The following is a 13135-nucleotide window of genomic DNA, read 5'->3' as shown; positions in this document are numbered from 1 at the left end:
CTATGGAATTCACCACTCAACACTTCATCGCATTGGCGCCGATGCTGATCACCACCATCACCACGGTGGTGGTGATGCTGGCGATCGCCTGGAAGCGCAACCACTCGCAGACCTTCCTGCTGTCCACCGTGGGCCTGAACCTGGCCCTGCTGTCGATCCTGCCGGCGCTGAAGGTCGCGCCCCTGGCGGTGACCTCGCTGGTGACCATCGACAAGTTCGCCTGCCTGTACATGGCGATCATCCTGGTGGCCACCCTGGCCTGCGTCACCCTCGCCCACGCCTACCTCGGCGAAGGCTCCAAAGGCTTCCCGGGCAACCGTGAAGAGCTGTACCTGCTGCTGCTGATGTCGGCACTGGGTGGCCTGGTGCTGGTCAGCGCCAACCACCTGGCCGGCTTGTTCATCGGCCTGGAGCTGCTGTCGGTGCCGGTCTACGGCCTGGTGGCGTATGCGTTCTTCAACAAGCGCTCGCTGGAAGCCGGCATCAAGTACATGGTGCTGTCGGCCGCCGGTTCCGCCTTCCTGCTGTTCGGCATGGCGCTGCTGTATGCCGACGCCGGCGCCCTGACCTTCGACCAGCTGGGCAAGGCCCTGGCCGCTACCAGCATGCCAAGCCTGCTGGCGCAACTGGGCCTGGGCATGATGCTGGTGGGCCTGGCCTTCAAGCTGTCGCTGGTGCCGTTCCACCTGTGGACCCCGGACGTGTATGAAGGCGCCCCGGCGCCGGTCGCCGCGTTCCTGGCCACTGCCAGCAAGGTCGCGGTATTCGCCGTGGTCGTGCGCCTGTTCATGCTCTCCCCCGCCGCCAGCAGCGGCGTACTGAGCACCGTACTGGCAGTCATCGCCGTGGCGTCGATCATCATCGGCAACCTGCTGGCGCTGACCCAGAGCAACCTCAAGCGCCTGCTGGGTTACTCGTCCATCGCCCACTTCGGCTACCTGGTCATCGCCCTGGTCGCCAGCAAGGGCCTGGCCCTGGAAGCCATGGGCGTGTATCTGGTCACCTACGTGATCACCAGCCTCGGCGCCTTCGGCGTGATCACCCTGATGTCCTCGCCATACGCCGGCCGTGACGCCGACGCCTTGTACGAGTACCGCGGCCTGTTCTGGCGCCGTCCGTACCTGACCGCGGTACTGACCGTGATGATGCTGTCGCTGGCCGGTATCCCGCTGACCGCAGGCTTCATCGGCAAGTTCTACATCATCGCCACCGGCGTCGAGTCGCACCTGTGGTGGCTGGTCGGCGCCCTGGTGATCGGTAGCGCCATCGGCGTGTACTACTACCTGCGTGTCATGGTCACCCTGTACCTGGTCGAGCCGAACTTGCGTCGCCACGACGCCCCGCTGAAGTGGGAACAGCGCACCGGCGGCGTGATGCTGCTGGCCATCGCGATCCTTGCCTTCGTGCTGGGCGTGTACCCGCAGCCGCTGCTGGAGATGGTGCAGCAGGCTGGTTTGCAACTGATCGGCTGATCGGCTGCCAGCGTCACTAGACACCCCGCCTCGGCGGGGTGTTTTTTTGGGGTCCTACAGATCGTCCCCTGTGCTTCGTCTGCCCTTTGCAGCGTCAGACTCCCGCACCCGATCTGGAACCTCGTCCCCATGCGCCCCACCCTGCCCTACTCCCTGCTGGCCCTGTTCGTCGCCGGCTCCGCCCAGGCCGCCAACCGCGTCGAACTCGACCAGGTGCTGATCCAGGACCATCAACAGTCCGAGCTGGAAGCCGCCGCCGATCACCTGCGTGAAATCCCCGGCGCCAGCAACCTGGTGGACATGGACAAGGTGGGCCAGGGCCGGGTGGCGACCAATCAGGATGTGCTGGCCTACCAGCCGGGAGTGTTCGCCCAGTCGGCGGGCAACGACGGCATCAAGCTGTCGATCCGTGGTTCGGGCATCAACCGCGCGCCGGGTGCCCACGGTTCGGGCGTCTACACGATGTTCGACGGCCTGCCGCTGACAGGTCCCGGCGGCACGCCCTATGAGCTGTTCGAACCGCTGTGGCTGAGCCGCGCCGAAGTGCTGCGCGGTGCCAACGGTTTCGACCAGGGCTCGCTGGCCCTGGGCGGCGCGATCAACTACGTGACCCACACCGGCTACGATGCCGCGCCCTTGCAGGTGCGCTACGAAGTCGGCAGCCGTGGCTACCAGCGCCGGCACATCAGCTCCGGGCAGGTGCTGGGCAACCTCGACTATTACGTAGCGCTTACCGACGCCGAGTACGACGGCTTCCAGCGGCACAGCAGTGGCAGCGCCAAGGGCATTGCCGCCAACGTCGGCTATCGCTTCAACCCGAACCTGGAGACGCGCTTCTACCTGCGCTACCGCGAGACCGAGAACGATCTGGCCGGACGCCTGACCAAAGGCCAGATCAAGCACGATCCACGCGCGGCAAACCCTGCCTACCTGGCCCGCGATGACAGCCGCCCGCAACCGGGCAGCACCTGGGTGGGCAACAAGACCACTTTCTTCCTGGATGACGACTCGCGCCTGGAGGCGGGGCTGGTCTATCACGACTATCCGATGGACCTGCGTGAAGGCCCGATGCGCCTGAAGGTCGCCTACACCGATGTCAGCGGCACGCTGAACTACTTGCGTCGTGACACCCTGTTTGGCCATGACAGCAAGACCACGCTAGGCTGGCGCACCACCAAGCACCTGCCCAACAGCGGCGCCTCGCAGTTCGCCCGCCCCGGCGGCGACAACTTTGGCGCCCGCACCCGCGACTTCAGCTACCAGGGTTCAGATACCGTGCTGCATGCAGGCAACGACCTGGAGCTGATTCCGAACCTGTGGCTGAGCACGGGCCTGGCGATGATCTACACCCGCCGCGAAAGCGACGTAACCTACCCATCCAGTGGCGGCAAGGTCAGCCAGCATGACTGGGACTACGCCCCACGCCTGGGCCTGCGCTACGACATCCGCCCGGACCTGCAGGTCTACGGCAACCTCAGTCGCTCGGTGGAGCCACCACACCCGTGGTCGCTGGTCTGGAGTGCGCCAGTCGCCAACCAGCCGATGAAGATGCAGAATCAGACCGCCACCACCCTGGAACTGGGTGCCCGCGGTGATTCGGCGCTGGGGCGCTGGGACCTGGCCTGGTACTACGCCCAGGTACGTCATGAGCTGCTGAACGTTGAAGTCGTACAAGGTTTGCCGTTCAAGGAATTCAATGCCAGCCCCACCGTGCACCAAGGCATCGAAGCCGGCCTGGACAGCCTCCTCTGGGAACAACCCGGCACCGGCAAGCTCAGCCTGCGCCAGGCCTACACCTTCAGCGACTTCCACTACCGCGACGATGACAAGTTCGGCGACAACCGCCTGCCCGGCATCCCCATGCACTACTACCAGGCAGAACTGCGCTACGACTGGCCGAGTGGTTTCTACGCCGGAGTCAACACGCAGATGGCATCCAAGGTGCAGGTGGACTACGCCAACAGCTACCATGCCGACGCCTACGCACTGCTCGGCGCACGCCTGGGCTGGGATTCGCCCAAGCGCGACTGGCAGACCTGGCTGGACCTGCGCAACCTGACCAACAAACGTTACGCGGCGACGGTGACGCCGGGGTACAACGATGCCGGGCAGGACATCGCCCGCTCGACGCCGGGGGAAGGGTTCGGGGTTTATACCGGGGTTTCCTACAGCTTCCGTTGACCCCGGGGGCGCCTTGCGCCCCCTTCAAGACGGCAACTGCACCTGCGGCTTGGTCGAGGCAAAGATCGCCCAGCTGGAAATGAACAGCGCCGCGATCAACGGCCCGATCACAAACCCATTGAGCCCGAACACCGCCAACCCGCCCAGGGTCGAAACCAATACCAGGTAATCCGGCATGCGCGTGTCCTTGCCCACCAGGATCGGTCGCAGCAGATTGTCCACCAGGCCGATCACCAGCACACCGAACGCGGTCAGCACGATCCCTTGCCAGATCGCCCCGGTCAGCAGGAAGTACAGCGCCACCGGCCCCCAGACGATCCCCGCGCCCACTGCCGGAAGCAATGACAGGAACGCCATCAGCACCGCCCACACCAGCACGCTGGGAATGCCCAGTATCCAGAAGATCAGCCCGCCCAGCGCACCCTGGGTGATCGCCACCAGTAGGTTGCCCTTGACCGTGGCCCGCACCACGCGCTTGAACTTCAGCTGCAGACGGCGTTTCTGCTGCTCGGGCAGTGGCACCGCCTGACGCACCTTGCGCGCCAGCTCCGCCCCCTCGCGCAGGAAGAAGAACAGCAGGTAGAGCATGATGCCGAAGCTCACCAGGAACTCGAAGGTGCCCTGGCCGAAGCTGAACGCCTGGCCGGCGAGGAACTGGCTGCCCTGGGTCGCCCACTTGGTGATCTTGTCGCGCAGGCCATCGAGGTTGCCCATGCCCATGCGGTCGAGGAAATGCTGGGCATAGGCCGGCAACATGTCCTTGCCCCGTTCGATATAGCCGGCGATATCCAGCTGGCCACTCTCGATGCGCTGGTACAACGCTGCCCCCTCCTGCACCAGCAGGGCGCTGATGATGATCACCGGCAGCACCGCCACCAGCAGGCAGGTGGCCAGGGCCACCGCCGTCGCCAGGTTGCGTCGCCCGCCACAGCGCAGCAACAGGTGGCGTTGCAGCGGTGCGAAGAGGATGCCGAGGATCACCGCCCAGAAGATCGCGCCGGAATACGGCAACATGATCCAGATGAAGGCGATGGTCACCAGGGCCAACAACACGGTCAGGGCTTTGTTCTGCAGTACGGTTTCGTTCATCGGCGTTCCTCGAGGGCTCAACCATTTAGTGCGCTGCGCATCGGTAAAAGTGCCGTTGACCCAGATCAATACTTGCAAGGCGCCGCTGCCTTAGCATCCGCGCCTTTTGCCCCGGTGCGCACCATGACCTCTCTCGCCAAGCCCGAACTGCTCGCCCCCGCCGGTACTCTCAAGACCATGCGCTATGCCTTCGCCTACGGCGCCGACGCGGTCTACGCCGGCCAGCCGCGCTACAGCCTGCGAGTGCGCAACAACGAATTCGACCATGCCAACCTGGCCCTCGGCATCCAGGAGGCGCAGGCCCTGGGCAAGCGCTTCTACGTGGTGGTCAACATCGCCCCGCACAATGCCAAGCTCAAGACCTTCCTCAAGGACTTGGCGCCGGTGATCGAGATGGGCCCGGATGCGCTGATCATGTCCGACCCTGGGCTGATCCTCCTGGTGCGCCAGCATTTCCCGCAGATGCCCATCCACCTCTCGGTACAAGCCAACACGGTGAACTGGGCCAGCGTGAAGTTCTGGCAGGGCATGGGCCTGACCCGGGTGATCCTGTCGCGGGAGCTGTCGCTGGAAGAGATCGAGGAGATCCGCCAGCAGGTGCCAGAGATGGAACTGGAGGTGTTCGTGCATGGCGCGCTGTGCATGGCCTACTCAGGGCGCTGCCTGCTGTCGGGCTACCTGAACAAGCGCGATGCCAACCAGGGCACCTGCACCAATGCCTGCCGCTGGAAGTATGAGGCGACCCCGGCCACCGAGAACGCCACCGGCGACATCGTCCGCGAATTCGAACCCACGCTGGGCATCGGCACGCCCACCGACCAGGTGTTCCTGTTGCAGGAGTCCAACCGCCCGGGCGAAGAAATGCCGGCATTCGAGGACGAACACGGCACCTACATCATGAACGCCAAGGACCTGCGCGCCATCCAGCACGTTGAGCGCCTGGCACATATGGGCGTGCATTCGTTGAAGATCGAGGGCCGTACCAAATCGCACTTCTACTGCGCCCGCGCCGTGCAGTCCTACCGCCAGGCCATCGATGACGCCGTGGCCGGACGGCCGTTCGACCGCGGCTTGATGGCCAGCCTCGAATCCCTCGCCCAGCGCGGTTACACCGAAGGCTTCCTGCGCCGCCATGTGCACGACGAGTACCAGAACTACCAGCGCGGCAACTCGGTGTCCGAGCGCCAGCAGTTCGTCGGCGAGCTGACCGGGGCGCGGGTCGATGGCCTGGCCGAGGTCAAGGTGAAGAACCGTTTCGCCGTGGGCGATCACTTGGAACTGATGACTCCGCGTGGCAACTACCATTTCGACCTGCACCGCCTGCGCAACCGTCAGCAGCAGGCCATCGAAGTGGCGCCGGGCGATGGCCATGTGGTCTACCTGCCGATCCCCGAGCAGGTATCCCTGGAGTTCGGCTTGCTGATGCGCGACCTGGAAAGCGCCGAGACGGCTGCCTGACAAATCTGTAATCCGCGCCTCAGCCAGCTGACAGGCACTGGCAGCGAGGATGGTGGCAGTTTCGTAGCGAGAGCACGCCATGCCACCGACTCCAACCCGCCGCACCTTCGTCAAGGGCCTGGGCGCCGCCACCGCTCTGGCCGGCCTCGGCCTGTGGCGCCCGCTGGCCCAGGCAGCAGAGGGGCGCTTGCCGCTGCACGACCTGAGTGGCCAGCAGTTCGAACTGTTCATCGGCCAGACCCCGGTCAATATCACCGGCCGCCCACGCACCGCGCAGACCATCAACGCCAGCCTGCCCGGCCCGCAGCTGCGCTGGCGCGAAGGCGACACCGTGACCCTGCGCGTGCGCAACCGCCTGGACCAGCCCACCTCGATCCACTGGCACGGCATCATCCTGCCGGCCAACATGGACGGCGTGCCGGGGCTGAGCTTCGCCGGCATCGAACCGGGCGGCGACTACCTCTACCAGTTCACCCTGCGCCAGAGCGGCACCTACTGGTACCACAGCCACTCCGGCTTGCAGGAGCAGGCCGGCGTGTACGGCGCCATCGTCATCGAACCCCGCGAGCCTGAGCCGCACAGGTACCAGCGCGACCATGTACTGCTGTTCAGCGACTGGTCGGACCAGGCGCCGGAAGCGCTGATGGCTACGCTGAAGAAACAGTCCGACGCCTTCAACTACCACAAGCGCACGGTGGGTGACTTCATAAACGATGTCGCCGAAAGCGGCTGGCGCAACACCCTCGACAACCGCTGGGCCTGGGCGAAGATGCGCATGAGCCCCACCGACCTCGCCGACATCAGCGCTGCCGGCTACACCTACCTGCTCAACGGCCAGCCACCGGACGGCAACTTCACCTGCCTGTTCCAGCCCGGCGAAACCGTGCGCCTGCGCCTTATCAACGCTTCGGCGATGACCTATTTCGACTTTCGCATCCCCGGCCTGAAGCTCACGGTGATCGCCGCCGACGGCCTGCCGGTGACCCCGGTTACCGTGGACGAACTACGCATCGCCGTGGCCGAAACCTATGACGTGCTGGTCACCGTGGGTGACCTGCCCGCCTACACCTTGTTCGCCCAGAGCATGGACCGTACCGGCTTCGCCCGTGGCACCCTGGCCCGCGCCGCTGGATTGCAGGCTCCAGTACCCGAGCCGGATCCACGCCCGGTGCTGAGCATGGACGACATGGGGCATGGCGGCATGGGCCAGATGGACCATTCGAACATGCCAGCGATGGACCACGGCAGCATGGCGGGCATGGACCACTCGGCCATGGCCGGCATGCCCATGATGCAAAGCCACCCCACCAGCGAGACCGACAACCCGCTGGTGGACATGCAGACCATGGCCCCCCGCGCCAACCTCGCCGACCCCGGCATCGGCCTGCGCGGCAATGGCCGCCGGGTATTGACCTACGCCGACCTGCGCAGCCCCTACCCCGACCCGGACGGGCGCGAACCGTCACGGGACATCGAACTGCACCTGACCGGACACATGGAACGCTTCGCCTGGTCGTTCGACGGCATCAAGTTCAGCGATGCCGAGCCGCTGCGTCTGAAGTATGGCGAGCGGGTGCGCATCACCCTGGTCAACGACACCATGATGACCCACCCCATCCACCTGCATGGCATGTGGAGCGACCTGGAAGATGAACAAGGGCGCTTCCTGGTACGCAAGCACACCCTCGACATCCCTCCCGGCAGCCGGCGCAGCTACCGTGTGACCGCCGACGCCCTGGGCCGCTGGGCCTACCACTGCCACCTGCTCTACCACATGGAGACCGGCATGTTCCGCGAGGTACGGGTCGATGAATGAGAACTGCAACCGCCGTATCGTCACCGGTGTCGCACTGATGGCCTTGCTGGCCAGCGAACGTCCCCTGGCTACGGGCATGGACCATAAGAACCACGGCGCCATGCCAATGGACCACGGCCAGATGAACCATGGCAGCATGCCCCTGGACCACAGCCTGATGAACCACGCGGCGACGCCCCCCGACCAACCACGCACACCCTTGCCGGTAGTCACCGACGCCGACCGCCGCGCCGCCTTCCCGCCCCTGCCAGGGCATCAGGTGCACGACCGGGCAACCAACTGGGCAGTGATCGTCGACCAGCTGGAGTACCAGAACTTCGAAAACAGTGGCGCCCTGAACTGGAACGCTACCGCCTGGGTCGGCGGCGATATCGACCGCCTGTGGCTGCGCAGCGAGGGTGAGCGTGAACAGGGCAAGACCCACAAAGCTGAGCTGCAGGCGCTCTGGGGCCATGCCATCAGCCCCTGGTGGGAACTGGTCGGCGGTGTGCGCCAGGACTTCAAGCCCGCCAGCGGCCAAAGCTGGGCAGCCTTCGGCATCCAGGGCACGCCGCTCTACGGCCTGGAGCTGGAAGCCACCGCCTATGCCGGCGAGCGGCAGCAGACCGCGCTGCGCCTGGAGGCCGGTTACGCTATGCTGCTGACCAATCGCTGGATCCTCGAATCGACCGTCGAAGCCAACTTCTTCGGGCGCAACGACGCCGGGCGCGAACAAGGCGCGGGGCTGGCCGAAAGCGAGGTGGGCCTGCGCCTGCGCTACGAGATCACGCGCGCGTTCGCGCCCTATGTCGGGGTCAGCTTCAACCGCCTGCACGGCAACCGCGCCGACCAGGCCCGAGAAAATGACGAGGACATCGGCCAGACCCGGTTGGTGGCCGGGGTCCGCCTGCGTTTCTGAAGTTTGACGCCGGTCCTTTATGAGCTGCCGGTGTCCCTGCAGGAGCGGCTTTAGCCGCGATGGAGGCACCGCAGTGTATGGCACCCGCTTTGCGGATAATCGCGGCTAAAGCCGCTCCTACAGAGTCGGCGCTGATCAACCAGATATGTTTAGTTTCACAGGAGCTTCACCATGCCGCGCAAACACCTGCTCACCCTTGGCCTGCTGGCCATCACCGGCCTGGCCCAGGCCGCCGAGACCATCGACGTCTACCGCGACCCAAACTGCGGCTGCTGCAAGGCGTGGATCAAGCACCTGGGCGACAGCGGCTTCACCGTCAACGACCATGTCGAGCCGAACATGAGCGCGGTCAAGCAGCGCCTGGGCGTGGCGCCACGCCTGTCCTCGTGCCACACCGGGGTAATCAACGGCAAGTTCGTCGAAGGCCATGTGCCGGCCGAGCAGGTGCGCCTGCTGTCCAGCCGCGCCGACCTCAAGGGCCTGGCCGTGCCCGGCATGCCCATGGGCTCGCCGGGCATGGAGATGGGTGACCACAAGGACGCCTACCAGGTCATCGGCGTGACCTTGGACGACCGCGACACCGTGGTCGCCAACTACTGATGCTCAGCCTCTGGGCGCTGTTCCTCAGCGCCTTCGGCGCCGCGACCTTGCTACCACTGCAATCGGAGGCGGTGCTGGTCGGGCTGCTGCTGCGCGACCCGCAAGCCTGGGCCACCCTGCTGCTGGTCGCCACGCTCGGCAATGTGCTGGGGTCCATCGTCAACTGGCTGCTGGGCCGGGCCATCGAGCACCTGCGCGACAAGCGCTGGTTCCCGTTCAGCGCCCGCCAGCTGGAGCGCGCCCAGCAGCGCTACCAGCGCTGGGGGCAATGGTCGTTGCTGCTGAGCTGGATGCCGGTGATCGGCGACCCGCTGACCCTGATCGCCGGGATCATGCGCGAACCCTTCTGGCGCTTCGTGTTGTTGGTCACCCTGGCCAAGGGTGGGCGCTACATCGTGGTGGCGATGATCACCCTGAGATGGTTTCATACCGGGTAACACCTTTCACGACGGCTAACCGCCAGCGGCTGCTACAGTCGCTCTTTCCCCAACTGGACGGAGTGCTGCCATGCTGCGCGCAACTGCCCTGGCCTGTCTCATTACCGGCGCGGCCATCGCCGCCGAACCGCCAACCTACGGCAAGCAACTCGAAGGCTTCGCCTACCCGTACCCCTTGCAGCACTTCGACTTCCAGTCCCAGGGCCAGGCCTTGCAGATGGGCTACATGGACGTGCCCGCCAAGGGCAAGGCCAACGGCCACAACGTGGTGCTGATGCACGGCAAGAACTTCTGCGCCGCCACCTGGGAAACCACCCTTGGTGCGCTGAGCCAGGCCGGTTATCGGGTCATCGCCGTGGACCAGATCGGCTTCTGCACCTCGAGCAAACCCGCACATTACCAATACAGCTTCCAGCAACTGGCCGACAACACCCATACGTTGCTGGCCAGCCTGGGGGTGGACAAGGCCATCGTACTCGGCCACTCCACCGGCGGCATGCTCGCCACCCGCTACGCCCTGATGTACCCGCAACAAGTGGAACGCCTGGCCATGGTCAATCCCATCGGCCTGGAGGACTGGAAAGCCCTGGGAGTGCCCTATCGCACCGTGGATCAATGGTATGCCCGGGAGCTGAAGCTCGACGCCGAGGGCGTGCGCAATTATGAGCGCGCTACCTACTATGCCGGGCGCTGGAAGCCCGAGTACGAGCGCTGGGTGCAGATGCTGGCGGGGCTGAACAAGGGCCCGGGGCACGAGACGGTGGCATGGAACTCGGCGCTGATCTACGACATGATCTTCACCCAGCCGGTGGTGCACGAGTTCAAGGACCTGAAGATGCCGACGCTGTTGCTGATCGGTGACCAGGACACCACGGCCATCGGTAGCGATATCGCCCCGCCCGAGGTGAAGGCCATGCTGGGCAGGTACAAGACCCTGGGACCGCAGGTGGCCGGGTTGATTCCGAACGGTGAACTGGTGACATTCGAAGGGCTCGGGCATGCCCCTCAGATCGAGGAACCCGGACGGTTCCACAAGGCGCTGATCGACTGGCTGGGGCGCTGAGGCCCCAGGCCAGTGCTGACGCTAGTGTGGTGTTTTGCACATACCACCAGTCAGTTGTGAAACACCCTGCTAGGCCCCGCGAGCCACATGCAGCGCCTCGAGTTGGCGAACGGCGGAGCTGCACCTTCTCTCCAGCGTATCCGTCATCGCGATTGCCCGGAAACCTGCGAGCGGCGCGGGCTCCTGCTTCAGATGCCCGAAAAGCTCGCCGAAGGTATGGGTCTGCCCCAGCGCGGTGTGCTTCAGCACCATCGCGGCGATCTTTTGCTCGGGTACACTGCCCTCCCCGGCCAGCGACTCGAAATGCCCGAACAGTCGAGACAGCGGGCCCACAGGGTCCTGCAGCGACTGCATCACCGCGTGGAAGTCATCGAGCTTCGGTAGACTGCCGTCGGCGCCGAAACCGAACTTCACCTCTTTCAAAACTTCGGCAGGATCAATTGCGCCATCGGTAGGTACATCGGTTGGCGCAACGCGCTCGATGGCCTGCGCCGCCCCGCTTTCCTCTTCGATCGTGCTTGCCGCTGGCGGCGCAGGCCGTTGCGCAAACCGCTCGATGAACTGTGTTTCGACATCCTTGACGAAGGTGACCACTGCGGCGGCCCCAACCTGATCAGGGTCAGGGAACTCGGCAAATCGCGCGGCAAGGAACCCTACTGCCTCGAGGACCTTGCCAGCGGCCTGTCGATCATTGCGCATCAGTTCGATATTGGCCGGGGACTGCGATTCGATGAACGAAAAGCCGTTGCTGATATCGAGCTTGTTGATGCCTGTGTCTACCCGCAACTCGGCGACGAGTTGCCCGAGCATGGCGACATTCGCGAACAGGCAACTGGTGTTGCGCATGATATTGCTGCCAGTCAGCTGCTCTGTGTAAGTGGCCATGAACTGTTCAAGCGAGAGCTTTTCCAGCTTGGCCGTTATGCCGCTGGCTTGCGACCTCATGACCTCAGGCAGCCCCTTGGCCATCCCCTCGTTCAACGAACTCATCACACCCGGCGCCGACGTCGTAGCCTGTTTGGCAACCGTCGCCATACTTGTGCGAAAGCCAAGAAATTCGGCAATGGCAATGAACAGCCGCATCAGGATGCCATGTTTCTGCGGTTCCTCGTGACGGGCCAGGCGCTGCGCGGACTCCGTGGTCTTGACCTGTGTGCTGTCACTGCACTCGTTGAGTGGGTTAAGGCTGGCAGCACATACCCAACCTGTGGAAACCGATTCAATCACTCTGCAAACCTCTATCAAAATACTGGTAAAAAGGACCGTGTCCTCAGTCGATATGCATGCTTCTCGACGCGCTCAAGCCATAACGCCCGCGGCCCTGAACCCCTGGTTGTCGTTACGCAGGATCTCCTGGATGAGCTGGCGCACCTGGTCGATCACTTTCGCCAGGTCATCGGTGTAGCGCTGGAACAGTTCCTTCTGGTTGCCGGCAACCGTTGCTTCAAGCTCCTGCTCCTTGGCCCACACATCCTGCAGCGACTTGATGGCGTGGGCGATGCCGGTGCCGAACGCAGCCCCACTTTGTGCCACACCATTGAGCGTGTGCAGGGTGGTGTTGCGGGTATCGATGCCGTTCTGCAGATGCGTGACCTCGATACGATTGGAGTCGATCTGCTTTTTCGAGGCCATTGTCACCTTGCCAGGCTGACCATACCTGGCGCTATGGCTGGCTTGCTCCAGGCTCTTGATCATGCGCGCATCACCCAGGTTTCGGAGCATGCCGGTGGTGCCACTGGCCAACGTGAAAACACTCAAGGCACCACTGACAGCCGCCGAGGCGAACAACGCGTTGCTGGCGGTTCTCATCCAGCCGATCTGTTCCTTGCTGGCCTGCACGCTGACCTCAGCCTGGGTTCTGCGCCCTTGCGCGTTACCGTCGCGCACCTGCATGGCAGCGCGGAGAATGGCCAGCAGGCTCTGGAGATCCTGGCTGCTGGGCATCGCCTGTGGCGCATCCAGGCCGACTTGCCCTGGCCGCTCGCCGGTCGTCGCTTGCGCTGCCGGACAGGGCATGGCCAGCATCGCCCACAAGGGTTTCGCGGCATTCTGCCCCTCGATGAGCGATGACGGGGAGTCCAGGGCGGGCAAATGATCGATGTTGGTAATAAACAGACTCAT

At 64.5% G+C, this 13135-nt stretch carries 11 protein-coding genes; 8 read left to right on the top strand and 3 right to left on the bottom strand.

Annotation, left to right across the window (positions count from 1 at the left end):
• Positions 1–2 precede the first annotated feature (2 nt).
• Positions 3–1472, top strand: coding sequence for an NADH-quinone oxidoreductase subunit NuoN (gene nuoN, locus AC3WL2_RS21750; protein WP_102685131.1), 1470 nt, complete (start codon positions 3–5; stop codon positions 1470–1472).
• Between the two features lie 129 nt (positions 1473–1601).
• A complete protein-coding gene (locus tag AC3WL2_RS21745; protein WP_102690706.1) occupies positions 1602–3653 on the top strand; it encodes a TonB-dependent receptor family protein in 2052 nt (683 codons plus the stop codon).
• Between the two features lie 24 nt (positions 3654–3677).
• Here the strand turns inward: AC3WL2_RS21745 and AC3WL2_RS21740 are convergent, their stop codons facing one another.
• The gene (locus tag AC3WL2_RS21740; protein ID WP_102684904.1) at positions 3678–4742 is read right to left on the bottom strand and encodes an AI-2E family transporter; all 1065 of its coding nucleotides are present in this window, start codon (positions 4740–4742) and stop codon (positions 3678–3680) included.
• Between the two features lie 123 nt (positions 4743–4865).
• Between AC3WL2_RS21740 and trhP the strand changes: the two genes are divergently transcribed.
• The 6 genes from trhP (at position 4866) to AC3WL2_RS21710 (ending at position 11014) form a co-directional block, all read left to right on the top strand.
• Positions 4866–6200, top strand: coding sequence for a prephenate-dependent tRNA uridine(34) hydroxylase TrhP (gene trhP, locus AC3WL2_RS21735; RefSeq protein ID WP_102684903.1), 1335 nt, complete (start codon positions 4866–4868; stop codon positions 6198–6200).
• Positions 6201–6279: 79 nt separating this feature from the next.
• Complete coding sequence (locus AC3WL2_RS21730) at positions 6280–8016, top strand: copper resistance system multicopper oxidase (RefSeq protein WP_102684902.1); 1737 nt, start codon at positions 6280–6282, stop codon at positions 8014–8016.
• Entirely contained in the window at positions 8009–8914 is a 906-nt protein-coding gene (locus AC3WL2_RS21725; RefSeq protein ID WP_102684901.1) for a copper resistance protein B, read from the top strand. Before AC3WL2_RS21730 ends, AC3WL2_RS21725 begins: the two co-directional genes overlap by 8 nt.
• A 171-nt stretch (positions 8915–9085) precedes the next feature.
• A complete protein-coding gene (locus AC3WL2_RS21720; RefSeq protein WP_102684900.1) occupies positions 9086–9514 on the top strand; it encodes a DUF411 domain-containing protein in 429 nt (142 codons plus the stop codon).
• On the top strand, positions 9514–9951 hold the full coding sequence (locus AC3WL2_RS21715; protein WP_102684899.1) for a YqaA family protein: 438 nt from the start codon (positions 9514–9516) through the stop codon (positions 9949–9951). Before AC3WL2_RS21720 ends, AC3WL2_RS21715 begins: the two co-directional genes overlap by 1 nt.
• 70 nt (positions 9952–10021) lie before the next feature.
• Positions 10022–11014 carry an alpha/beta fold hydrolase gene (locus AC3WL2_RS21710; RefSeq protein ID WP_102684898.1) on the top strand — a complete coding sequence of 331 codons (993 nt, stop codon included), beginning with the start codon at positions 10022–10024 and terminating at the stop codon, positions 11012–11014.
• A 69-nt stretch (positions 11015–11083) separates the two neighbouring features.
• Here the strand turns inward: AC3WL2_RS21710 and AC3WL2_RS21705 are convergent, their stop codons facing one another.
• Together AC3WL2_RS21705 and AC3WL2_RS21700 are read right to left on the bottom strand one after the other, a co-directional pair.
• Positions 11084–12241 (bottom strand): hypothetical protein, encoded by a 1158-nt coding sequence (locus tag AC3WL2_RS21705; RefSeq protein ID WP_102684897.1) that lies wholly within the window; start codon positions 12239–12241, stop codon positions 11084–11086.
• A 72-nt stretch (positions 12242–12313) separates the two neighbouring features.
• Positions 12314–13135, bottom strand: coding sequence for a hypothetical protein (locus tag AC3WL2_RS21700; RefSeq protein ID WP_102684896.1), 822 nt, complete (start codon positions 13133–13135; stop codon positions 12314–12316).

It is taken from the genome of Pseudomonas sp. FW305-96, from assembly GCF_058783825.1.
The sequence above is the reverse complement of the archived record's forward strand: the minus strand, read 5'-3'. Positions and strand labels throughout refer to the sequence as shown.